Annotated in this window: 23 protein-coding genes; 12 read left to right on the top strand and 11 right to left on the bottom strand. The window is 65.3% G+C overall.

Annotation, left to right across the window (positions count from 1 at the left end; all coding sequences use genetic code 11):
- A partial coding sequence (locus Q0D45_RS08230) for a quinone oxidoreductase (protein WP_293391097.1) occupies window positions 1–649 on the bottom strand: 649 nt, incomplete at its 3' end.
- Window positions 650–817: 168 nt separating this feature from the next.
- On the opposite strand from Q0D45_RS08230, the gene Q0D45_RS08235 reads away from it, so the two are divergent.
- The 4 genes from Q0D45_RS08235 to Q0D45_RS08250 all read left to right on the top strand — a co-directional run bounded on the left by Q0D45_RS08235 (window position 818) and on the right by Q0D45_RS08250 (window position 3,423).
- Complete coding sequence (locus tag Q0D45_RS08235; RefSeq protein WP_293391099.1) at window positions 818–1,327, top strand: disulfide bond formation protein B; 510 nt, start codon at window positions 818–820, stop codon at window positions 1,325–1,327.
- 47 nt (window positions 1,328–1,374) lie between these two features.
- Window positions 1,375–1,884 (top strand): ribonuclease E activity regulator RraA, encoded by a 510-nt coding sequence (gene rraA / locus Q0D45_RS08240; protein WP_293391102.1) that lies wholly within the window; start codon window positions 1,375–1,377, stop codon window positions 1,882–1,884.
- A gap of 116 nt (window positions 1,885–2,000) precedes the next feature.
- The gene (locus Q0D45_RS08245; protein WP_293391105.1) at window positions 2,001–3,035 is read left to right on the top strand and encodes a DUF475 domain-containing protein; all 1,035 of its coding nucleotides are present in this window, start codon (window positions 2,001–2,003) and stop codon (window positions 3,033–3,035) included.
- Between the two features lie 109 nt (window positions 3,036–3,144).
- A complete protein-coding gene (locus Q0D45_RS08250) occupies window positions 3,145–3,423 on the top strand; it encodes a hypothetical protein (protein ID WP_293391108.1) in 279 nt (92 codons plus the stop codon).
- Window positions 3,424–4,201: 778 nt separating this feature from the next.
- Here the strand turns inward: Q0D45_RS08250 and Q0D45_RS08255 are convergent.
- From Q0D45_RS08255 to Q0D45_RS08290, 8 genes are all read right to left on the bottom strand, one after another.
- Window positions 4,202–4,588 carry a VOC family protein gene (locus Q0D45_RS08255; protein ID WP_293391110.1) on the bottom strand — a complete coding sequence of 129 codons (387 nt, stop codon included), beginning with the start codon at window positions 4,586–4,588 and terminating at the stop codon, window positions 4,202–4,204.
- Window positions 4,589–4,659: 71 nt separating this feature from the next.
- Window positions 4,660–5,022, bottom strand: coding sequence for a hypothetical protein (locus Q0D45_RS08260; RefSeq protein WP_293391113.1), 363 nt, complete (start codon window positions 5,020–5,022; stop codon window positions 4,660–4,662).
- A 109-nt stretch (window positions 5,023–5,131) separates the two neighbouring features.
- The gene (locus Q0D45_RS08265; protein ID WP_293391116.1) at window positions 5,132–5,413 is read right to left on the bottom strand and encodes a hypothetical protein; all 282 of its coding nucleotides are present in this window, start codon (window positions 5,411–5,413) and stop codon (window positions 5,132–5,134) included.
- On the bottom strand, window positions 5,356–6,528 hold the full coding sequence (locus Q0D45_RS08270; RefSeq protein WP_293391119.1) for a hypothetical protein: 1,173 nt from the start codon (window positions 6,526–6,528) through the stop codon (window positions 5,356–5,358). The genes Q0D45_RS08265 and Q0D45_RS08270 overlap by 58 nt, the downstream gene beginning before the upstream one ends.
- An 84-nt stretch (window positions 6,529–6,612) precedes the next feature.
- A complete protein-coding gene (locus Q0D45_RS08275) occupies window positions 6,613–7,740 on the bottom strand; it encodes a zinc-dependent alcohol dehydrogenase family protein (protein ID WP_366946387.1) in 1,128 nt (375 codons plus the stop codon).
- A 2-nt stretch (window positions 7,741–7,742) separates the two neighbouring features.
- A complete protein-coding gene (locus Q0D45_RS08280; RefSeq protein WP_293391124.1) occupies window positions 7,743–8,186 on the bottom strand; it encodes a thioesterase family protein in 444 nt (147 codons plus the stop codon).
- Window positions 8,187–8,190: 4 nt separating this feature from the next.
- Window positions 8,191–8,931 (bottom strand): DUF6624 domain-containing protein, encoded by a 741-nt coding sequence (locus Q0D45_RS08285; RefSeq protein ID WP_293391127.1) that lies wholly within the window; start codon window positions 8,929–8,931, stop codon window positions 8,191–8,193.
- 119 nt (window positions 8,932–9,050) lie between these two features.
- Window positions 9,051–9,404: a histidine triad nucleotide-binding protein gene (locus Q0D45_RS08290; protein ID WP_293391129.1), complete on the bottom strand. Its 354-nt coding sequence runs from the start codon at window positions 9,402–9,404 to the stop codon at window positions 9,051–9,053.
- Between the two features lie 77 nt (window positions 9,405–9,481).
- Between Q0D45_RS08290 and msbA the strand changes: the two genes are divergently transcribed.
- From msbA to Q0D45_RS08315, 5 genes are read left to right on the top strand one after another with little or no spacing between them, the layout of a single operon-like run.
- On the top strand, window positions 9,482–11,242 hold the full coding sequence (msbA, locus tag Q0D45_RS08295) for a lipid A export permease/ATP-binding protein MsbA (protein ID WP_293391131.1): 1,761 nt from the start codon (window positions 9,482–9,484) through the stop codon (window positions 11,240–11,242).
- Window positions 11,239–12,243 (top strand): tetraacyldisaccharide 4'-kinase, encoded by a 1,005-nt coding sequence (lpxK, locus tag Q0D45_RS08300; RefSeq protein WP_293391133.1) that lies wholly within the window; start codon window positions 11,239–11,241, stop codon window positions 12,241–12,243. The genes msbA and lpxK overlap by 4 nt, the downstream gene beginning before the upstream one ends.
- 14 nt (window positions 12,244–12,257) lie before the next feature.
- Entirely contained in the window at window positions 12,258–12,437 is a 180-nt protein-coding gene (locus Q0D45_RS08305; RefSeq protein ID WP_293391164.1) for a Trm112 family protein, read from the top strand.
- A gap of 10 nt (window positions 12,438–12,447) precedes the next feature.
- Window positions 12,448–13,212, top strand: coding sequence for a 3-deoxy-manno-octulosonate cytidylyltransferase (gene kdsB / locus Q0D45_RS08310; RefSeq protein WP_293391135.1), 765 nt, complete (start codon window positions 12,448–12,450; stop codon window positions 13,210–13,212).
- On the top strand, window positions 13,209–13,901 hold the full coding sequence (locus Q0D45_RS08315) for a sulfur transferase domain-containing protein (protein WP_293391137.1): 693 nt from the start codon (window positions 13,209–13,211) through the stop codon (window positions 13,899–13,901). The genes kdsB and Q0D45_RS08315 overlap by 4 nt, the downstream gene beginning before the upstream one ends.
- A gap of 68 nt (window positions 13,902–13,969) precedes the next feature.
- Here the strand turns inward: Q0D45_RS08315 and Q0D45_RS08320 are convergent, their stop codons facing one another.
- Entirely contained in the window at window positions 13,970–17,308 is a 3,339-nt protein-coding gene (locus Q0D45_RS08320) for an Rne/Rng family ribonuclease (RefSeq protein ID WP_293391139.1), read from the bottom strand.
- 1,221 nt (window positions 17,309–18,529) lie between these two features.
- Here Q0D45_RS08320 and Q0D45_RS08325 point away from each other — a divergent pair.
- Both Q0D45_RS08325 and Q0D45_RS08330 read left to right on the top strand, forming a co-directional pair.
- Window positions 18,530–19,540: an RluA family pseudouridine synthase gene (locus Q0D45_RS08325; protein WP_293391141.1), complete on the top strand. Its 1,011-nt coding sequence runs from the start codon at window positions 18,530–18,532 to the stop codon at window positions 19,538–19,540.
- Window positions 19,541–19,686: 146 nt separating this feature from the next.
- Entirely contained in the window at window positions 19,687–20,334 is a 648-nt protein-coding gene (locus Q0D45_RS08330; RefSeq protein ID WP_293391143.1) for an HAD-IA family hydrolase, read from the top strand.
- On the opposite strand, the gene Q0D45_RS08335 is transcribed toward Q0D45_RS08330, so the two are convergent.
- The gene (locus Q0D45_RS08335; protein ID WP_293391145.1) at window positions 20,326–20,922 is read right to left on the bottom strand and encodes a nucleoside triphosphate pyrophosphatase; all 597 of its coding nucleotides are present in this window, start codon (window positions 20,920–20,922) and stop codon (window positions 20,326–20,328) included. The two genes, Q0D45_RS08330 and Q0D45_RS08335, sit on opposite strands and share 9 nt — an antisense overlap.
- Window positions 20,923–20,973: 51 nt before the next feature.
- Here Q0D45_RS08335 and Q0D45_RS08340 point away from each other — a divergent pair, with 51 nt between their 5' ends.
- On the top strand, window positions 20,974–21,441 hold the full coding sequence (locus Q0D45_RS08340) for a DUF177 domain-containing protein (protein WP_293391147.1): 468 nt from the start codon (window positions 20,974–20,976) through the stop codon (window positions 21,439–21,441).
- The last annotated feature ends 45 nt before the right edge of the window (window positions 21,442–21,486 follow it).

Below are 21,486 nucleotides of genomic sequence, written 5' to 3' on the forward strand. Positions count from 1 at the left end.
AGTCATAGACGACATCGACGCCGCGGCCATCGGTCAGGCGGCGCACTTCGCGGGCCACGTCCTGTTCGCGATAGAGGATCACCTCGTCGCAGCCGGCGGCTTTCGCCAGCACCGCCTTGTCCGCCGAGCCGACAGTGCCGATCACCCGCGAACCCAGCTTCTTCGCCCAGGGCACCAGGGCGGAGCCGACACCGCCGGCCGCTGCATGCACCAGCAGGGTTTCGCCGGGCTGCACGGCGTGCGTCAGATGCAGCAGGTAGTAGGCGGTCATGCCTTTCAGCATCAGCGCAGCGGCGGCTTCGTCGCTGACCGTGTCCGGCACTTTCACCAGCCGCGCGGCTGCGAAGTTGCGCAGCTCGCAGTAAGCACCGAGTGGACCGGTGCCATAGGCCACGCGATCACCGACCGCGAAGCCGCTGACCTCGGGACCCAGCGCGGTGATCACGCCGGCCGCTTCCTGGCCCAGGCCATGCGGCAGCGGTGCCTTGTAGACGCCGGCGCGGAAGTAGGTATCGATGAAGTTCAGGCCGATCGCCGTGTGGCGCAGCTGCACTTCGCCGACACCGGGCGGTGGCAAGGTCTCGTCGAAGGTTTCGAGAACTTCGGGGCCGCCGTGCTGGCGAATGCGGATGCTCAGGCTCAGGCTCATGAGGCTAGAATGGGGACTCAAGTGAAGCTGCAGTGTAATGGCGTGCAGGCAGTCTTCGAGCGGTTCGGATGCATCGGACACAGCATCGCAGTCGTCCTCATCACGATCCGCAGCCGAACGCATGGACCTCATCGCGGTCCTAACTTTGCAACCTCGATCCGGAATCCGATGACCCGTTTCAGTTTTCGTCGCCTGAGCTTTGTGGGTTTCCTGCTCTGCGTTTCGGGCCTGGCCTTCGCCCTGGTGCTGCAGCACGGTTTCGGGCTGGAGCCTTGCCCGATGTGCATCTTCCAGCGCGTCGCCATGGCTGCTGCCGGCTTGTGCTTCCTCGGTGCTGCGCTCCACGCGCCGACCGGCCGTGGCCGCCGCATCTGGTCGATTCTCGCGCTGCTCGGTGCCTTGATCGGTGCCGGTATCGCTGCACGCCACGTCTGGCTGCAGGGTTTGCCGCCCGGCGAAGCACCGGCCTGCGGCCCGACCCTGGACTATCTGCTCGGCATGCTGCCGGTCGCCGAAGTCGTGCAGATGGTGCTCAAGGGCGATGGCAACTGCGCCAAGATCGATGCCGCCTTCCTGGGCATCAGCCTGCCGGGCTGGACCCTGGTCGCCTTCATCTTCCTGAGCCTGTACGCGCTGCTGCTGCCAACCTTGGCGCGCCGCCATTCGATCTTTGCCTGACCCTTCTCCAAACACTTTCCAATACTTTCTGAGCCGAGCTGACCCGCATGTCCAAGATCCAGACCCAGAATCAGATGATCGCCACGACCGACGTTTCCGACGCCCATCCCGACGCCCAGGTGGCCGAGCCGGTGTTCGCCGATTTCGGCGGCAAGCTCGATTTCCACGGCCCGATCAAGACGCTGAAAGTGTTCGAGGACAACGCCCAGGTGCGCGCCGTGCTCGAAACTCCGGGCAAGGGTCGGGTGCTGGTCGTCGACGGCGGTGGTTCGCCGCGTTGCGCGCTGGTCGGCGGCAATCTCGGCGTGCTTGGCGTCAAGAACGGCTGGGCCGGCATCGTCGTCTACGGTTACATCCGCGATTCGATCGAAATCTCCGACCAGAACATTGGCGTCAAGGCCCTCGGCAGCCATCCGCGCAAGAGCGAGAAGGGCCTGCATTCGGCGGTCGAGGACAAGCTGCTCGAATTCGCCGGCGTCCGTTTCAAGCCGGGCGCCTATCTGTATGCCGATGCCGACGGCATCGTCGTCACCGATCAACCGGTTCACGGCCGCTGAGCACGACATGAGGCTCCGTCCGGCCGGTTCGAGCCGGCTGGCGGCAAAGCGCAAGCTCACACTGCCGGTGTCGCCGTTGCGGGCGCTGCCCTCGGCCATTACCTGCGAGACCTGCTGTGCGTGATTTCCGCATCTCCTTCCTGGTCAGTGCGATCTGTCTGATCGCCGCTGGCGTCTGGGGCTATCAGACCGAAGTCGGTCTGGCCACGGCGCTGTGGCTGACCATCGTGCTGGCGGTGCTGGAAGTCTCGCTGTCGTTCGACAACGCTGTGGTCAACGCCGGCGTGCTGAAGGACATGAACGCCTACTGGCGGCGCCTGTTCCTGACCGCCGGCATCCTGATCGCCGTGTTCGGCATGCGCCTGGTGTTCCCGATCGTCATCGTCTCTGTGGCCACCGGCCTCGGTGTCTGGCCGGTCGTCGACATGGCCCTGAACGATCCGGACGAATACAGCGCCGTGCTCGGCAACGCCTACCCGGCGATCGCGGCGTTCGGCGGCATGTTCCTGCTGCTGGTGTTCCTGAACTTTCTGTTCAACGACAAGCGCCAGCTGCACTGGCTGGGCAGTAGCGAACGCTGGCTGGCCAGCCTCGGCCGTATCGACAGCGTTGCCGTGCTGGTGTCGCTGGTCACCCTGTTCGGCACCCGCTGGTTCCTGCCCGATGTCGTCGAGGACGACGTGCTGGTGGCCGGCTTGGCCGGCGTGATCCTGTACATCGGCGTCGATGCCCTCGGCAGCCTGTTCGGCGAGCCGGGCGACGCGGTCGCCAACGGCGTCAAGCGCAGCGGCCTCGCCGCGTTCATGTACCTGGAAGTGCTCGACGCCTCGTTCTCGTTCGACGGCGTCATCGGCGCCTTCGCGATCACCCGTGACGTGGTCATCATCATGCTCGGCCTCGCCATCGGCGCCATGTTCGTCCGTTCGATGACGGTGTATCTGGTCAACAAGGGCACGCTCGACGAGTACGTGTTCCTCGAACATGGTGCGCATTATGCGATCGGCATGCTGGCGGTGATCATGATCGCCGGCACCGTCGTCCACGTGCCGGAAGTGGTCACCGGCTTGCTCGGCATCGGCTTCATCGGCGCGTCAGTCTGGAGCTCGGTCCGCTACAACAAGCGCCAAAAAGCGCTGGATTCGCGGCCGTAAGAGAGATTACTTTCCGCCGTATGGCAGTTGCCTGCCAGATGGCGTGACGCTGGTGCGCTGGATACGCGAGGATAGGGTTCAGGCGGGTAGATTCCGGGATCTATAGGTCATGAAGCAGCTTGCAATCACCCTCAAACGCGACGTGCCCTGCGACCTCGGCGCGAAACTGACTTTGCTGGTCACCAAGCTGGCGGACAAATGGCTGTCCCCGGACCGCAGCCCACAGACCGAGGCGACCATTCTGCTGATCACCCGTCACCGGTCAGATCTGATCGTGTTGACCTCGCATGAGCCGCAGGCGTCGTGGCGGCAGTACGAGTTCTGGTATTTGGGTGGGCGGCCGTCGGAAGTGAGGTTGTCGATTCGGCCGAAGAAGCAGACGAGCTAGGGCGGCTTGCGGTCGGCCCGAGTAGGTCAGGAAAGCGCCGAGCAGTTGCTCGGCCATCGCGCCTCCCGACGGATTCGGTGTCGCCTGCTTCCCTGACCCTTTTGGTTTCACCGAACCATTCCGCGCTGTCGCGCGGGTCACTTTCCTTGACGCCCAAGGAAAGTAACCAAAGGAAGGGCGCCCCCGGCGCTGCGTCGGGTCGCGAGAAACAGAAGCGCGACCCGATGCCCTGTGCTTCTCGGCCATGACGGGGCTTTCCGACGCGCCATCCGTGGCGCGGCGAAAAGGCTTCGGCATCCTGCCTCGCCTCCTTCGGAGCCTGTCCGCCATGGCCTGCGATGCTCGGCGCGCTTAAGGGGGACCAACGTCCACAGCAACGGCAACGGCAGAATCAAAAGCACAGCCGCAGCGCTCCGCGCTGCGGCTGTTTTGCTTGTGACTTGGCTTTTGACGTTCACACCCCCTGCATGCCGCCGAGCATCGCAGCGATCGGAGAGGAACGACCGGCATGGATGCCGGTCGAGCGCTGCCAGGCCATGGATGGCCTGTCGGCGCGGCGGCCCGGAGAGCGCGAGAAGCGCAGGGCACCGACTCGCGCCTTTGCTTCTCGCGAGTCGGCGGCATGCCGTGGGGCGCATTCCTTTGGTTACTTTCCTTGGGCGTTCAAGGAAAGTAACCCGCGCGATAGCGCGGAATAGTGCGCTGAAGCCAGCCAACAACCGCACCGGTCGATCAAACCGAGAACCAACCAACCAGCCAAACAAAAACGAGAGGCCGCTCAGCCAATCCCCTCGTACGGCCGAGTCATCACCTCCAGCAAATGCCCATCCGGATCATCGAAATAAACACCCCGGCCGCCATTGTGCTGATACGTCTCCCCAGCCCCACGCTTCCCCGGCGCCGCCCAGTACGTCAGTCCCTGCTCCTTGATCCGAGCAAAGATCGAATCGAAGTCGCTCTCGCTGACCAGAAAGGCGTAATGCTGGGACGCGATGTCCCCATCCTGATCATAGAAATCCAGCGACACGCTATTGCCGAGTTTCACCACCAGCATCGGCCCGAACGGAATGGCCGCATCCCGCAGCCTGAGGATATCGATCAGAAACGACGACGACCTCCACTTGTCGCGGCACCAGACGATGGTGTGGTTCAACTGCACGTTCATGGTCCAGTCGCCTCCTTCGAGAATCGTCGCGGCTTGAGCGCATCGTGTCGAACCAACCTTATTCGAGCTTGTTACTCAATGTGGACCTCGCCATTGGCGCAAGAAAGCTCATATTGAATGCCGCGCTCAAAGCGGTGTTTCACCTCAGGATAGCCGTCAACGTATCTCCAGCCTGGACAAAGATAAGCAATACGGTGGCTGCCTGGATGAAGGCGGATTGGTGCGTTATCTGAACTCGAGACAAATTGACCATCGACTTTAAAAATGCCACCGCGTCTGTTGGGTGCCAGCGGATTGTCACCTTGCCTGTAGTGGAGCGCCGAAACCGCACTCTCCGGAGTGGAGGGATCTGGAAAGGGTGTGCAACTTGAACAAACTATGGCCAAGAATGTGGCGACGATGATGTGTGCTGATATTTCAGCCATTTTGGTCATGCCCAACGGTACCTGGCATTCGGAAGTCCACGACAAGCCACGACGTTATCGAGCGCATTCGCAGAATGTGCGGCAGACGGCAGCATGTTCTGATGCGGCAGCGCCATCGTCACGGCTGATCGACCAAATTCGTCCGAGACGAGGCTACACCCGCCGCACGCGGCCCAAACGGCGCCAGCACTGCATAGGCCAGCAAAGCAGCCGCCAGCGACGCGAGATAAGGCATCGACCATTCCTGCGCCGAGGCCAGCACATAGACCGCAACACTCGCGATCAGCGCCACCGCCGCACTCGCGACCCCACCCACGCTGGGCGCGAAGATCGCGACAACCATCAGCACCAGCACGCCGGCCGAGGCCAGTCCGGACGCCTGTTCGACCAGCGAGTACATGCTTCGCCGCCCAGCGAGATCAGGAAGGCGACTAGGCCGAAGACCACGACGGCAACGCGGTTCAGGCGCAGCTTCAGGCGCTCCGTGAGGCGCGCGCCGGCCAGCGGGGCGATCAGGTTGTGAGCGGCCAGTGATCCGGCGACCAGCAGCGCGCCGGACAGGGTCGACAGGATCGCCGACACCAGCGCGCCCAGGAACACCACGTACAGGGCGACCGGCAACTGCGTCTGCGCATAGCGCGACAGCACCTGTTCCGGCTCGACGCCGGTGCCAAGGGTCGCGGCCGCGCCGAGACCGACGACCACCGGAATCAGCCCGACTGCGAGATAGACGAAGCCGGCCGCGACGGTGGCCGAGCGGGCGAGCCTGGCGTCGCGCATCGCCAGCACCCGCGAGCTCAGTTCCTGGGCGGCGATGGTGCCGAAAATCGGCACGGCGAGGATCTCGATCAGCGGCCGGTCGCGCAGCGGCGCGCGGGCCGCCGCGGCGGCGGCCGATTCCGGCAGCGTGTCGAAGCCGCCAACCAGGGTGAATACGGCCAGCAGGAGCAGCAGGCCGAAGATGATGACCAGGCCCTGCGCGAGATCGGTCCAGGCGTCGGCCCACATGCCGCCCACCGCCGTGTAGACGATGACCACGAAGGCCGCGAGGCCGGTCGCGGCGATCAGGCTCAGATCGCTGACCGAAGCGATCACCTGGCCGAAGGCGCGCATCTGCGCGGCCGCCCAGAGCAGCGAGGACGGAATCATCACCAAGGCCGCCAGCCGTTCGATGCCCGAACCCCAGCGGTTGCGGAACAGATCGGCCAGGGTCAGCAGGCCACGCCGGCGCAGCGCAGCCGCAAACAGCAGGCCCATCGCGACGATGCCGATCGCGTAGCCGAAGGGATCAGCCGCGACTGCGTCCAAGCCACCCGAATAGGCCTCGGCAGTGGCGCCGATGCAGGTCTCGGCGCCGAACCAGGTGGCGAAGACCGTGAACACCGAGAGCCAGGGCCCGAGGCTGCGGCCGGCAAGCAGGTAGTCGCTCTCGGTCTGCGGCTTGCGCGCCAGCAGGAAGACCACGGCCAGTTGCAGCACCACGTAAGCAAGCAGGGACAGCAAGATCCAGTTCATGCGCCGTAGCCCGATTTTCCGTATTCACGATGCACAAGCATTTCTGGGGCCGGTCTGGGGCCGGGCGCCTGATTCGCCCAGCCGTCAGAACAGAACCACCTGCCTGACGGCCTCTCCTCTCGCCAGGACATCAAAGCCTTCGTTGATGTCGTCAAGCTTCAGGCGATGCGTGAGCAGGCGATCCACCGGCAACAAGCCCGCGTCGTACATCGTCACGAATCTCGGCACATCCCGGCTCGGCACGCAGGAGCCCATGTACGAGCCCTTCACCGTCCGCTCTTCGACCGTGAGGCTGACCGCTGAAATCGTGAACTGCTTCGATGGATGTGGCAGGCCCATGGTCACGGTCATGCCGCCTCGCGCGGTCGCCGCATAAGCCTGCTGCAGCACACGCTCGCTGCCGACGCTCTCGAAGCAGTATTCGGCGCCACCTCGGGTGGCCTCGCGAACTTCGGCGACGACGTCCGCGGAGCTTGCGGCGTTGACGACATGGGTCGCGCCCAGCGATTTCGCCAGGTCCAGTTTTGACGGCTGCAGATCGATCGCGACGATGGTTCCGGCGCCGGCTGCTCTTGCACCGAGCAGCGCAGCGAGGCCGACGCCGCCGAGGCCGAACACGGCAACCGTCGAGCCGGGCGTGACTCGCGCGGTGTTGACCACGGCGCCGACGCCGGTCAGCACGGCGCAGCCGAACAGCGCGGCGATTTCCGGTGCCAGGTCGGGGCGGACCTTCACTGCGGATGCAGCAGAGACCACGGCGTACTCGGCGAAGCCGCTGACGCCGAGGTGATGATGGATGTCGCCGCCGCTGGAATGGAGTCTTCGTGCGCCACTCAACAGCGTGCCGGCGACGTTGGCTTTCGCGCCCGGTTCGCAGAGTGCGGCGCGACCGGTGGCGCAGGGCTGGCAGTGGCCGCAGGCAGGGACGAACGAGAACACCACGTTGTCGCCCGGCGCGTAGGCAGTGACGCCGGCGCCGCATTCGACGACGGTGGCCGCAGCTTCATGGCCGAGCGCCATCGGCATCACGCGGGGGCGGCTGCCGTCGATCACGCTCAGATCCGAGTGGCACAAGCCCGCGGCAGTCATCTTGACCAGCAGTTCGCCGGGGCCGGGCGGGGCGAGGCTGATCGTTTCGATGCTCAGCGGTCTGGATTGCGCATACGGCGCCGGCAGGCCCATTTCGCGGAGGACGGCGGCGCGGGTCTGGATCATCAGAGAGTCTCGGACGGAACTGGAGTCTGAATGCGGGCGAGCGCCGCGCGAATGGAGTCCGGGATCGGACTGGATTTCTGCGTTTCGCGATCGACGAAGACGTGCACGAACCATCCTTCGGCGGCCGGCTCGTCATCCTTGGCGCGGAACAGGGCGATCTCGTAGCGGACGCTGGAGTTGCCGAGCTTGGCGACTCGCAGGCCGGCGTCGACCACTTCCGGATAGGCCAGCGATTTCAGATAGCGGCAATGCGATTCGGCGGCGAAGCCGATGACGCTGCCGCGATGGATGTCCAGCTCGCCGACGGTGATCAGGTAATGATTGATGACCGTGTCGAAGAACGAGTAGTAGTCGATGTTGTTGACGTGGCCGTAGATGTCGTTGTCCTTCCAGCGGGTGGGAATCGCAAGGAAGTGTGGGTAGTCGGCACGGCGGGTGGTCATGGCGTCAGTGAATCACTTGCGTGTGTGGCACGAGGTCGACGGGGATGCCGTGGAATTGCTGCAGCAGGCAGCCGTAGTCGCGCATCGTCAGCAGGCCCTGTTCGGCGCGCCGCGCTTCCAGGCCTTCGGGCTTCTCGATCGGTTGCGGGTGGTTGATGCCGCCGCTGGCGCGGAACTGGCTGCCGTAGAGCTGCGGCAGGCCCTGCGACACTTTGACGCGATCGGACAGCAGCGCGAAATCCTGCGGCACGATGTCGCCCTTCTTCGCCTGCGGTTCCAGCAAGGCCAACAGTTTCGCCTGCAGTTGTGGATCGCGATCGGCATGGGCAGCCACCAGCCAGGCGGCACGCAGGCCATCACGGCCCACCTGCGGAGCATCCGGAAACTGATTCGCTTCGACGATCTCGCGCATCCGGCTGACGTTGTCCTGATCGGCCTGGAAGATCGCCAGGATCAGCGCCTGCTCCGGCTGGCCGCCGCGTGTCTTGGCGCTGGCTGCGGCCTTGCTGCGCGCCGACTGGTCGCGTTCCATCATCGCCAGCAGTTCCTTGCGCAGCTCGGGCTGGGTCGGCTCGGCGGTCAGCGGCTTCAGCTGGCGGGTGGCGATCTTGTCGGCTTCCTGCTTGCGTAGGACGTCGAAGCTGGGGCAGTCGACGAGGCCGGTAGCGGCCTGGCTGGCAGTCGCCAACAGGATGGAAGACGCGACGAGCGCCTGACGCGCCCCCTGCAGAGTGGGTCTGTTCATGGCTGCGGGCCTCCTCCAGCCCGGATGTTCTGGCCAACGTCGATGCAGGCTTGCGCTGGCTTGTTGGTGTGTGTGGCGACTCGGGTGGATCGGCTTTTCGAGCTTGCTCGAAAACCGATTCAGCCCGGCGGCCACTTCAGCGGACGGCCGGCAATGATGTGCAGATGCAGGTGGAACACGCTCTGCCCGGCGGCTGCGCCGTTGTTGACCACCAGGCGATAGGCGTCGCCATAGCCTTCGGCCTCGGCAATCTTGGTAGCCGTCAGCATCAGATGGCCGAGCAGGGCCTGGTCTTCCGGCACGGCGTCGCAGAGACGCGGCATCGGCTTTTTCGGAATCAGCAGGATGTGCGTTGGCGCGACCGGGTTGATGTCACGGATCGCGAAGCACAGCTCATCTTCAAACACGATCGTGGCCGGAATCTCGCGGGCGATGATCTTTTCGAACAGCGTCTTGGAAGGCTCGCCGGACATGGGATTTCCTGGGTGATCGCGCGGTTGCGCAGGTGCCGAATCTTAGACGACACAAGCCGGCTGCTACCATTTCGCCCATGACTTCACCTGATCCGTATCGCCCCGCCGCAGTCTGGCGCCGCCTGCTCGGCTACGGCGCGCCGCACTGGCGTCTGTTCCTGCTGGCGCTGCTCGGCATGGTCACCTTCGCGGCGACCGACATCACCTTCGTGCGGCTGATCCAGCCGCTGATCGATTCGATCTTCGTCGAGCGCGATCCGCGCACCATCGCGATCATGCCGTTCGCGATTCTCGGCATCTTCATCATTCGTGGCATCGCCGGTTTTGCTGCCGCTTACGGCATTGCCGCGGTGGGCCAGCGGGTGGTGTCGCGGCTGCGCTGCGAAGTGTTCGAGCATCTGCTGTACGTGCCGGTGGCGCATCACGACAAGGCCCGCAACGCCGATCTGCAGACCAAGCTGACCTACCACGCCGGCCAGGTGTCGGACAGCGCCACCGGCGTGCTGACCTCGATCATCAAGGACGGCCTGTCGGCCATCGGCCTGCTCGGTCTGATGTTCTGGACCAGCTGGAAGCTGGCGCTGTTCACCCTGATCATCGCGCCGCTCGTCAGCGTGTCGATCACCTGGGTCAACCGCCGGTTCAGGAAGCTGTCGGCGCGGGTGCAGACCTCGGTCAGCGGCATCACCCATTCGGCCGATGAAGCGATCACCGGCCGCCGCATCCTCAAGCTGTACGGCGGCGAAATCTATGTGCTCGACGCCTTTCGACGCATGGACGATTACCTGCGCCGGCAAACCCTGAAGATGACCGCCAGCGGCGCCGCCAGCAACAGCGCGCTGGAGCTGATCGCCGCCATCGGCGTGGCGATGCTGGTGTTCGTCGCGACTGCGCCGGGGATGATCGAAACGGTCAGCGCCGGTACCTTCGCCTCGTTCATCGCCGCGATGCTCAGCCTGCGCGCGCCGATGGCCTCGATGACCAGCATCAGCGAGCGCCTGCAGCGCGGCCTGGTCGCGGGCGCCGATCTGTTCTCGTTCCTCGATACGCCGGTGGAAGCCGACAGCGGCAGCCGTCCGCTCGCCCATGCCGAAGGCCGTCTGCGCTTCGACGAGGTGCGCTTCGGCTACGAACTCGATGGCCGCGCCGCACTCGATGGCGTGAGCTTGGACATCGCGCCCGGCTCGACGGTGGCCTTCGTCGGCCGCTCCGGCAGCGGCAAGTCGACGCTGCTGTCGCTGATCCCGCGCTTCTACGATCCGCATTCCGGCGCCGTGCTGCTCGATGGTCACGATGCCCGCGAGTACAAGCTCAGCGACCTGCGCCGGCAGATCGCCCTGGTCGATCAGAACATCGTGCTGTTCAACGCGACCATCGCCGACAACATCGCTTACGGCTCGACTGGCGCGACGCGGGAAAAGATCGAAGAAGCCGCACGCCGTGCTCACGCCTGGGAGTTCATCAGCCGGCTGCCGCAAGGCCTGGACACCATGCTCGGCCAGGACGGCGCCAATCTCTCCGGTGGCCAGAAGCAGCGCCTGACCATCGCCCGCGCGCTGTTCAAGGACGCGCCGATTCTGATCCTCGACGAAGCGACCAGCGCGCTCGACAGCGAATCCGAACGGGCGATCCAGCAGGCGCTGACCGAGCTGATGCGCGGCCGCACGACCCTGGTGATCGCCCATCGCCTGTCGACGATCCAGAGTGCCGATCTGATCGTGGTCATGGATCAGGGCCGCATCGTCGAGCAGGGCACGCACGAGGCCTTGCTGACCCACGACGGCGCTTATGCCGGGCTGCATCGGATGCAGTTCCGCGATGAAGCCGTGGCTGCGTGAAGGCAGCGATCGAACGACGCTGGTATTCGGCCGAACCATCGCCGGTCGCTCTGCGTCCGCTGGCGGCGCTGTACGGTTCGATCGCTGATCACCTCGCAGCCGCAAAGAAGCGCGAAGCCATTCGCCTGCCGGTGCCGGTGGTGGTCATCGGCAACATCAGCGTCGGCGGTACCGGCAAGACGCCGCTGACCCTGTGGCTGATCGAGCAGGCGAGGGCGCTCGGCTTCACGCCAGGCGTGATCAGCCGTGGCTATGGCGGCAGCGCGGCCCACTATCCGCTGCGCGTCACGGCGGCGACCGATCCCGCCGAATGCGGCGACGAGCCTGCACTGATCGCACGCCGCAGCGGAGTGTCGCTGGCCGTGGCCCCGGATCGCATCGCGGCGGCGCGGCTGCTGATCGAGCAGGACGGTGTCGATCTGCTGATCGCCGACGATGGCCTGCAGCATTACCGGCTCGCGCGCGCTCTCGAACTCTGCGTGATCGATGGCGCACGTGGTCTCGGCAACGGCGCGAGGCTGCCGGCCGGGCCGCTGCGGGAGCTGCCGTCGCGGCTGTCGACGGTCGATGCGGTGATCGTCAACGGTGCGCTGCAAGCACCACTGCCGGCTCATGGCCGGCCGCAGTTGACGATGAACCTGCAGATCGAGCGCGCATTGCCGCTGGCCGCTGGCGAGCCGCGTTCGCTGCACAGCTTCGCCGGCCAGCGCGTTCGGGCGATCGCCGGCATTGGCCATCCTCGGCGCTTCTTTGCAGCGCTCGAAGCCGCCGGCCTTGTCGTCATACCGCAAGCATTCCCGGATCATCATCGCTACACGGCCGGCGATCTTGTCTTCGACGACGGCCTGCCGCTGCTGATGACCGAGAAGGACGCCGTGAAGTGCGCGGCCTTTGCCCGTGATGGCCTGTGGTGCGTGCCGGCCGACGCGCAGTTGCCGGAGGCCGATGCGGTGCATGTGCGAAAATTGCTGTCTGCTCTCAAATCACATCCGATCCTTTGAACGCTCCGATGCCCATGGACAAGCGCTTGCTCGACATCCTCGTCTGCCCGGTCACCAAGGGTCCGCTGACCTGGCATCCGGACGTGCAGGAACTCTGGTGCAAGGCCTCGCGCCTCGCCTACCCGGTGCGCGACGGCATACCGGTGATGCTCGAGGAAGAAGCGCGGCATCTGCGTGACGACGAACTCAAGTAACCGCTGACTTATGTCTGCGTTTCGCATCGTCATTCCTGCGCGGCTCGGCTCGACACGGCTGCCGCGCAAGGTGCTGCGCACGCTGGCCGGCAAGCCGCTGGTGCAATGGACCTGGGAAGCGGCTTGCAAAGTCGCGGGCCCGGAGTCCGTGGTGATCGCCACCGACGATGCCGAAGTGCTGGCGGCCTGCACGGCGTTCGGTGCCACGGCGCGGATGACCGATCCGGCTCATCAGTCCGGTACCGATCGGGTCAACGAGATCGCGACGGCTGCTGGCTGGGACGACGGCCAGATCGTCGTCAACCTGCAGGGCGACGAGCCGCTGATGCCGGTGGCGATGGTCGTCGAAGCGGCGAAGCTGCTGGCCGATGACGCGAGCGCGGATATCGCCACGCTCTGCCATCCGCTGCACGCGTTGGAAGACTGGCTGAACCCGAACTTCGTCAAGGTGGTCCGCGCCGCCAACGGCCATGCGTTGTACTTCTCTCGCGCGCCGATTCCCTGGAAGCGGGAAGGGACCAGCCCGACGTCGCCGCTGCCGGCCGGCCTCGCGTTCCGGCATATCGGCCTGTACGCCTATCGGGTCGGTGCGCTGCGCCGCTTCAGCGCGCTGCCGCCGTCGTCGCTGGAAAACTGCGAAGCGCTGGAACAGCTGCGCGCGCTTGAAGCCGGCTTAGCGATAGCGGTCGGCGTGTCCGACGTGCCGCCGCCTCGTGGCGTCGATACCGAGGCTGATCTCGCTGCAGTTGCTGCCGTACTGGAGTCACGCGCATGAGCCGTCGCACTGCCGTGCTGCCGCCGGAATTGCCATTACTAAGCTTCGGCCAGCGCTTTCGCGCCTGGCTCAACATGCTGTTCGTCGATCACTCGATCTTCCGCTTCATCTACAACACGCGGCTGGCGGTCACGCCCGAGTTGCATCGCTGCGGTCATCCGATGCCCTACCAGTTGCGTGGCGCGCAGCGCGCCGGCATCCAGACGGTGCTGAGCCTGCGTGGCAACGAAACCCATCTCGGCTCGAACCAGCTCGAATGGGATACCTGCAAGCGGATCGGCCTGCACCTCGTCCATTTCCCGATCGGCTCGCGCAGCGCGCCGCAGCGCGATGAAGTGCTGGAGATCATCAAGCTGCTGGAAACCCTGCCGAAGCCGCTGCTGATCCACTGCAAGTCCGGTGCGGACCGCGCCGGCCTGGTGTCGACGATCTGGCAGTTGCTGCGCGGCGAAAGCTTTGAAACGGCGATGCGCCAGCTCGATTTCTGGGGTCACGGCCACATCAAGGCGGCGAAGACCGGCGTGCTCGATCAGCTGTTCTATACCTACCGCGATCATGTCGCCGTGCATCCGGGCACCAGCTTCCCGGACTGGGTGGCGAACCATTACGACCCGGTGGCGGTGACGGCTTCGTTCAAGTCGAACTTCTGGGCCAATCAGCTCGTCGATCGCATCCTGCGCCGCGAGTGAATCGGTCGAGACCAACAAAAAAGCCGCGTCTCTCGACGCGGCTTTTTTGATTCAGCAGCAGCCCTGATTCAGACCGTAGCGTCCGGCTTCTTTTCGGTAGCGTCTTCAGTCTTTTCGGCAGGCGTCACTGCGGCGAGCGCTGCTTCAAGCAACTCGGCCGGCGCCGGGATGACCACCACCGGAGGCACGACCGGCGCTTCGACTTCCGCGACCGGCGGCGTCGACTCGGTTGCCACGAACTCAGGTTCGATCACGGCGACGATGACCGGCTCCGCTTCCGCGGCCAGCGGCGCGGCAGCGGTGACCAGATCCGGCTCGGCAGTCGAAGGCTCGCTTTCGGCCACCGGTGCCACGACCGGGGCTGGCTCGATCGTGGCTTCGACGACCGGCTCGGCCTGCACCGCGACAACCGTCTCGACCACGGCCACTTCAACCGGCATCGCTGGCGCAACTTCGACGGGAGCGGCGGCAATCACCGGCTCGGCGAACTCGACGGCAACCGGCGGCGCGGCGGATTCGAACAGCGGCGCTTCGACCACCTGTGCTGCCGGTGCCGCTTCGACGAACGAAACTTCGACAGCAGGCTGCTCGATGGCGGGTTCGAGCGCGATCGGCGCATCCAGCGCGGTCAGCGTTTCGACGGCGGCTGGCGCTTCGATCGAGGCAGCAGCAAGCGCTACCTCAGTCTCTTGGGCGATTTCCGGGGCGGTTTCCGGAGCGATGCTTGCTTCGGCGACGACTTCCGCGCGCTGCGGACGCTGATCGCGACGCGGTGCGTAGCCTGGTTCGTCGCTGCCGGCGCGGGCTTCGAGCGCGGCCGAGTCGAACATCGGCGAGGTGTCGTCGGCCTGGTTCAGGCCGCCATCGTTGTCGTCCCCTTCGTCGCCTTCACCTTCGCTGCCCGGTGCGGCGTTCGGATTGCGCTCGCCGTTCTCGCCAGTGCGGCCACGACCGCGACCGCGACGACCGCGGCGACCACGTCGGCCACCGCCTTCACGTCCTTCCCCGGCCGCGCCGGCCGGAGCCTGGCCTTCGCTCTGCGCCAGGGCAGCGGCTTCGCCGTCGACCGGTGCGTTGCTGTTCAGCAGTTCGCCCATCGTTTCCGGTGCCGACAGCGAGTTGATCATCGGTGCTGCGACCGTTGCAGCGACGGCGGCCATGACCACCGGCGGCAGTGCCTCGGCATCGGATGCAGCCGCCGCATTGGCCTGCGGCTGCTGGTTGCGCGGGTTCTGCTGCTTCGGCTGATTCTGCGGCTGGCGCGGCTGCTGCTGGCCGCCGCGCCCCTCGCCGCGAGCCGGGCGATTGCCGTTCTCGCCACCGCCGTTGCGCGGCTCGTTGTTGCGATCGCGGCCTTCGTTGTTGCCACGGCCGTCACGGCGCTGCTGACCTTCCTGCTGAGGACGCTGGCCACGGTTGTCGCCACGGCCTTCACCGCCGCGGCCTTCGTTGCGGCCATCACCGCGCCCTTCACCACGATTGGCACCATCACGCCGCTGCTGACCCTCCTGCGGACGGCCACCTTCGCGGCGACCATCGGTCCGGCCGCCATCGCGACGCTGCTGGCCCTGCTGCTGGCCACCATTGCGCTGCGATTTCTGCTGGCCGTTGTCGGCCTGCTTCGGGGCTTCGGTCTTGCCGCCGCCGAACAGGCCTTTCAGCCAGCTCCAGAAGCCGCCTTGGCTGGCGACCGGCTGCATCACGGCGACCGGCGCCGGGACCTGCTTCGGTGCTGCAACCGGCGCCACCGGATCCGGCGCATCGAGCGGCAGCGGGGCCGGCGCATTCGGCAGCACCAGCTTCACTGCGGCTTCGCCACCGGCGCCACGCGGAGCCTGCTGCGGCGTGCCGCTGCCGGCCAGTGCAGCGCGGGCGTCGGCCTTGTAATCCTGCGGCAGGCGATAGCTCATGCCGGCGTTGTTTTCGAGGGTCAGATGATCGGCGCGAATCCGGGTGATCTCGTACTTCGGCGTTTCCAGCGTCTCGTTTGGCACCAGGGTGACCACCACCATGTAGCGCGATTCCAGCTCGGCGATGACGCCGCGCTTCTCGTTCAACAGGTAGGTGGCAACGTCGACCGGCAACTGTGCGATGACGCGGCCGGTGCGGTCCTTCATGCACTCTTCTTCAATCAGACGCAGTGCGGCGAGCGCCAGCGATTCGACCGAGCGGATCTGGCCGCGGCCTTCGCAGCGCGGGCAGGCGATCTGGGTGTGTTCGGACAGCGAGGGACGCAGGCGCTGGCGGCTCATTTCGAGCAGACCGAAGCGGCTCAGGCGACCGACCTGGACACGGGCGCGGTCGATGTCGCAAGCCACCTGCACGGCCTTCTCGACATCGCGCTGATTCTTCGAGCTGTTCATGTCGATGAAATCGATCACGATCAGGCCGCCGAGATCGCGCAGACGCAGCTGGCGGGCGATTTCGTCAGCCGCTTCCAGATTGGTCTGCAGCGCGGTTTCCTCGATGCCGCCGCCGCCGGTGGCCTTTGCCGAGTTGATGTCGATTGCGGTCAGCGCTTCGGTGTGATCGATGACGATCGAGCCACCCGACGGCAGACGGACCATGCGCTCATGCGCCGATTCGATCTGGCTTTCGACCTGGTAACGCGAGAACAGCGGGATGTCGTCGCGGTACAGCTTCAGCTTGTGCTGTTCGGCCGGCATCGAACGCAGCATCTGCGCCCGCGCTTCTTCGTAGATTTCGGCGTTGTCGACGATCACTTCGCCGATGTCCGGGCGCAGGTAGTCACGCAGCGCGCGCAGCACGACGTTGTTTTCCTTGTACAGCGGGAACGGTGCCGGCAGCTCGACAGCGGCGCTGACGATGCGGCCCCAGGTATCGGCGAGCTGATCGAGATCGGTCTGCAGTTCCGGCGCCGAACGGCCCATGCCATTGGTGCGGACGATGATGCCCATGCCGTCCGGAATCGCCAGCGCGGCGAGTGCTTCGCGGGCTTCCTCGCGTTCCTCGCCTTCGGCTCGGCGCGAAATGCCGCCGGCCTTCGGATTGTTCGGCATCAGCACCAGATAACGGCCGGCGAGGCTGACATAGGTGGTCAGTGCCGCGCCCTTGTTGCCGCGTTCTTCCTTTTCGACCTGGACGATGATCTCCGAACCTTCGGCGATCAGTTCCCGCATGTTGCCCTTGCCGGCGCCGCTGGCGGTGGTCCGGTAATAGTCCTTGTGAATTTCCTTCAGCGGCAGGAAGCCGTGGCGCTCGGCGCCGTAGTCGACGAAGCAGGCTTCGAGGCTGGGCTCGACTCTGGTGATCTTGCCTTTGTAGACATTGGACTTGCGCTGCTCGCGCGAGGCCAGTTCGATGTCAAGGTCGTATAGCTTCTGTCCGTCGACGATGCCCACGCGCAATTCCTCGCGCTGTGTGGCGTTGATCAGAATTCTTTTCATTGATGCGGTCTCGATAGCTGTCTGGTGACACGCTCGACCGCGCAGAACGGGATGCGGCGCGTCTGGGGCGCGCCTCGATCGTTACGAAATTGTGATGGTTCGATCGTCGATTCATCCCCGCCTCGCGCGGGAACGCTGGATTGTGCGGAACGCCGGTCGAAAGACGGTCGGCGTAACAGTCTGTTACTGGGATGTCGCTGTGTATGGCGCTTGTGTCTGACGCTGACGGGGCGGGCGGTTTGTTACCATGCGGCCCGCCGGTTGGCGCCAGATACCGACGAAAGCCCCGAAAAACCTTTGGGCCTGACGCCGGAACCGTATTCGTCGCAACCGCGACAAACAGATCGAAGTGTGCCATAGAAACCCGCGCCTACGATAGTTTTGCGTTGCCGCTCAAAGGCATGGCGCAGAAACGTCGAAACGGGCTGCGTTGTTGGGCACAGCCAGTTTCCGTGACAGCGCTGCGGGTATCACCGGTCGACGGTCCTTCAACCGTCATGTTTCATTTTTCGCCAAGCCGGTATCGGCTTTGTTCCTTATTGCCGAATTGCCGAGATCGCCTTGAACCGTAAAGCACCCCCTTCATCCTCCGCCCGGCCGGCTCCGCGGCCGAAGCCCCGCTCGTCCTCCACTGATCGGCCAGCCGCGCGTTCGCGCCCGGAAAGTCGAACGGAAGGCGGCGATCGTCCGGCCAGACCCGCTTCAGCCCGTCCGGGCTCGTCGGCTGGCAAGCCGTACAAGCCGGCCTCGAAGTCGGCCGGCCGAACCGATTCCCGTCCTGATTCACGGCCCGCTCGGCCCGCTTCGCGTCCGGGTGGTCCGAAGCGTGGCAGTTCCGCCGATGCTCCGGCATCGGTGCGACCGACGCAGCGGCCCAACTCGAAGCCGAGCCCGCGCTCGGCACGGCCGCCGGAATCGCTGAGCGAGTTCATGGCGGCGTCGAAGCCCAAGCCGAAGCCGGGCGCGAAGTCCGAGCTGCGCAAGTCCGATCGGACCGCGCGCCCAAGCGCACCTCGCTACATGACCGCCAAGAGCAGCGCCCCGAAAGCGGCGTCGCCCGGACGGGACGGCCAGCGGCCGGCCTCGTCGCGTGACGGTGACTTCAGCCCCCGGCCGACCTCGCGTCCGCCGACGAGATCAACGGTCCGGTCCGCAGACCGGACGATCGCTGCCAAGCCGGCTTCATCCGGCCCTGCCACGAAGCGCGCAGGCAAGCCAAAGTTGGCACCGAAATTCACCCGCGAAAACCGCCCGGGCAAGTCCGTCGAAACGGCAGCCGACAAGGAACTGCTGCCGACCGTCGTCGTCCACATGACGATCACCGCCAACGAGGACGGGCAGCGGGTCGACAACTACCTGATGAAGTGCCTGCCGGGCGTGCCGAAATCGCACATCTATCTGATCCTGCGCTCCGGCCAGGTGCGGGTCGATGGCGGCCGGGTCAAGCCGGACCGCAAGCTGGCACTGGGCGAGGAAGTGCGCATTCCGCCGGTGCGCCTGGCCGAGAAGAGCGAGCAGATCCGCGCGCCGGATGCGGTGCTGAATCGCTTGCGCGAAGCGATCGTCTACGAGGACGAGCATTACCTGGCGATCTGCAAGCCGGCCGGCCTGGCGTCGCATGGCGGCACCGGCATCGCCTACGGCGTCATCGAAGCCGCACGCGGCTGGGGCAAGTACGACTTCCTCGAACTCGCCCATCGTCTCGACCGCGATACCAGCGGCTTGTTGCTGCTGGCCAAATCCCGTGTCGGTCTGCTCAGAGCCCAGCGCGCGTTCCGCGAAGGCCTGGCCGACAAGCGCTACTTCGCGCTGATCGTCGGCCGCCTGCAGGGTGGCGCACGCGATGTCGATGCCGCGCTGGTCAAGCGCTCGATTCCGGGCGGCGAGCGGTTCATCGATATCGACGAGGAAGACGGCAAGCCGTCGAAGTCGCGCTTCGTGCCGCAGGCGCACTACAAGGACGCGACTCTCTGCGAAGTGCACATCTACTCCGGCCGCACTCATCAGATTCGCGTCCATGCGCTGGCGCTCGGCCATCCGGTGGCTGGCGATCGCAAGTACGGCCTGCGCGACGATCAGAAGCCGATCCGCGATCTGGGCCTGCGCCGCATGTTTCTGCACTCGCACTTCCTGCAACTGCCGGCCGATGGCGAGTTCGGCAAGCTGATCCTCAATGCGCCGATGACCGAAGAGCTGCGCCAGTTCCTCGAGGTGCTGGGGCCGGGTCGTTGAGCGAGGGCATCACGTCGAACGTCGGGCTCACGCAAAGACGCCAAGGCGCAAAGGACGAACGATGAAGGAAAAGCTGTTCACCAATGGCTTTTCTTCGTGCCTTGGCGCCTTTGCGTGAGCATGCTTTTCTTTCGAACATCAACTCAATGTCTGAATTCGAACTGCTGATCTTCGACTGGGATGGAACCCTGGCCGACTCCGCCGGCCACATCGTCAGCACCACGCAGAAGGCGATCCTCGATCTCGGCCTGCCGCCGCGCGAGAACCATCAGATCGCCGAGCTGATCGGCCTCGGGCTGCAGGACGGCATGCGCCGCCTGTATCCGGAGTTCGACCCGAACTGGGTGATGGCGCAGCTGTTCGCGCATCGCCGCGAGTCCGGGCTGAAGATTCATTCGACGCCGTTGTTCGCGGGCGCTGTCGAGTCGCTGCAGGCGCTGCGTGATCAGGGCTTCCGGCTGGCGGTCGCCACCGGCAAGCCACGCGCCGGGCTGGATGGTGCGTTCGACAAGCACGATGTCCGTTCGCTGTTCGAGATCAGCCGCTGTGCCGATGAAACCGCCGACAAGCCGCATCCGCTGATGCTCGAGGAAATCCTCCGCGAGACCGGCGTGGCGGCGCACCGAGCGCTGATGATCGGCGACACCGAATACGACGTGGCGATGGCGGCCGCCGTCGGCGTGCCGGCGCTGGGTGTTGCCTGTGGTGTACACGCGCCAGGACGGCTGCTCTCGGCCGGTGCTGCAGCGGTGATCGAGGATGTGCGCGCGCTGCCGGCTTGGTTATTACGGTAGCGCGCAGCCCGCTTCAGCAAGCATCCGACGCACTGCGATCAGCGGCAGGCCGACCAGGCCGGTGGCGTCTTCGCTGGCTATCGCTTCGACCAGCGAGATGCCCAGGCCTTCGCTCTTGAAGCTGCCGGCGCAGTCGTAGGCGGGCTCGGCGTCCAGATAGCGTTCGATCTCGGCATCGCTCAAATGCCGGAAGCGCACGCGGGTGTGATCGACGTGACGGAGTACCCGGCCGCTGGCTTCGTGGATCAGCGCGACCGCGGTGATGAAGATCACTGTGTTGCCAGCCTGCGCCCGCAATTGCGCGATTGCCCGTTCGCGGTTGCCGGGCTTGCCGAGCACGGAGTCACCGAGAGCGGCAACCTGATCCGAGCCGAGCACCCAGCGCTCCGGATGCTGACTCGACAGCACCCGCGCCTTGGCGATGGCCAGGCGTTCGGCAAGCTGCAGCGGCGTCTCGCCGGGCTGGCGGCTTTCATCGGCATCTGATGGCATCGCCACGAACGGCAGGCCCAGGCGGGCCAGCAGGCTGGCGCGATAGCGGGAACCGGACGCAAGAATCAGCGGAAATTCTGAATTGATCAGAGACATGGATGTGCGGAAGATTTCGATTTCGTGAAGGCCGCTGATAGAGTTGTATCGATGAACGAACCGGTCAAGAAAACTGCGCAGCGCATTCTGCCGCTGCACGCCAAGGTATCGAGTGCGCTGACGCGCGAGGCGAGCTACGCCGGCAGTCTGCCGGTGTCGCGGCTGGAACGTCTGAAGCAGGCGCTGGCGGATCTCCACGACACGCCTCAGACCGATCTGCAGGTGGAGCTGCAACTGCGCCGAGACAAGACCCGCGCACCGAAGCTGGAAGGGCGGGTGCAGGGCGAGCTGACGATGACCTGCCAGCGCTGCCTGAAGCCGTTCCAGTTCGTGCTCGATGCGGCGATCGATCTGCGCCTGGTGTTCAACGAGGAAGAGGAAAACCGGGTGCTGAAGGACGCCGAGCCTTATCTCGTCGAGGACGATCAGCTGCCGTTTCACGTCATCGTCGAAGAGGAAGTGCTGCTGGCGCTGCCGTTCTCGGCGCGCTGCGAACGGGACGATTGCACGCCGCTCTGATTTCGCCTCATTTGTTGTACATGTTCGGGGTCAATCAGGGTAGAA

The sequence above is a fragment of the Nevskia sp. genome (assembly GCF_023266035.1).
Classification (GTDB): Bacteria; Pseudomonadota; Gammaproteobacteria; order Nevskiales; family Nevskiaceae; genus Nevskia.

Coding starts and splice junctions, on each gene's coding strand:
- Q0D45_RS08330 (WP_293391143.1), top strand. CDS start 19,687: ATGTCTGAATTCGAACTGCTGATCTTCGACTGGGATGGAACCCTGGCC.
- Q0D45_RS08290 (WP_293391129.1), bottom strand. CDS start 9,404: ATGTCCGGCGAGCCTTCCAAGACGCTGTTCGAAAAGATCATCGCCCGC.
- Q0D45_RS08340 (WP_293391147.1), top strand. CDS start 20,974: ATGAACGAACCGGTCAAGAAAACTGCGCAGCGCATTCTGCCGCTGCAC.
- Q0D45_RS08305 (WP_293391164.1), top strand. CDS start 12,258: ATGGACAAGCGCTTGCTCGACATCCTCGTCTGCCCGGTCACCAAGGGT.
- Q0D45_RS08260 (WP_293391113.1), bottom strand. CDS start 5,022: ATGACCAAAATGGCTGAAATATCAGCACACATCATCGTCGCCACATTC.
- Q0D45_RS08335 (WP_293391145.1), bottom strand. CDS start 20,922: ATGTCTCTGATCAATTCAGAATTTCCGCTGATTCTTGCGTCCGGTTCC.
- kdsB (WP_293391135.1), top strand. CDS start 12,448: ATGTCTGCGTTTCGCATCGTCATTCCTGCGCGGCTCGGCTCGACACGG.
- Q0D45_RS08265 (WP_293391116.1), bottom strand. CDS start 5,413: ATGTACTCGCTGGTCGAACAGGCGTCCGGACTGGCCTCGGCCGGCGTG.
- Q0D45_RS08320 (WP_293391139.1), bottom strand. CDS start 17,308: ATGAAAAGAATTCTGATCAACGCCACACAGCGCGAGGAATTGCGCGTG.
- Q0D45_RS08235 (WP_293391099.1), top strand. CDS start 818: ATGACCCGTTTCAGTTTTCGTCGCCTGAGCTTTGTGGGTTTCCTGCTC.
- Q0D45_RS08270 (WP_293391119.1), bottom strand. CDS start 6,528: ATGAACTGGATCTTGCTGTCCCTGCTTGCTTACGTGGTGCTGCAACTG.
- Q0D45_RS08250 (WP_293391108.1), top strand. CDS start 3,145: ATGAAGCAGCTTGCAATCACCCTCAAACGCGACGTGCCCTGCGACCTC.
- Q0D45_RS08285 (WP_293391127.1), bottom strand. CDS start 8,931: ATGAACAGACCCACTCTGCAGGGGGCGCGTCAGGCGCTCGTCGCGTCT.
- Q0D45_RS08315 (WP_293391137.1), top strand. CDS start 13,209: ATGAGCCGTCGCACTGCCGTGCTGCCGCCGGAATTGCCATTACTAAGC.
- msbA (WP_293391131.1), top strand. CDS start 9,482: ATGACTTCACCTGATCCGTATCGCCCCGCCGCAGTCTGGCGCCGCCTG.
- Q0D45_RS08255 (WP_293391110.1), bottom strand. CDS start 4,588: ATGAACGTGCAGTTGAACCACACCATCGTCTGGTGCCGCGACAAGTGG.
- Q0D45_RS08280 (WP_293391124.1), bottom strand. CDS start 8,186: ATGACCACCCGCCGTGCCGACTACCCACACTTCCTTGCGATTCCCACC.
- rraA (WP_293391102.1), top strand. CDS start 1,375: ATGTCCAAGATCCAGACCCAGAATCAGATGATCGCCACGACCGACGTT.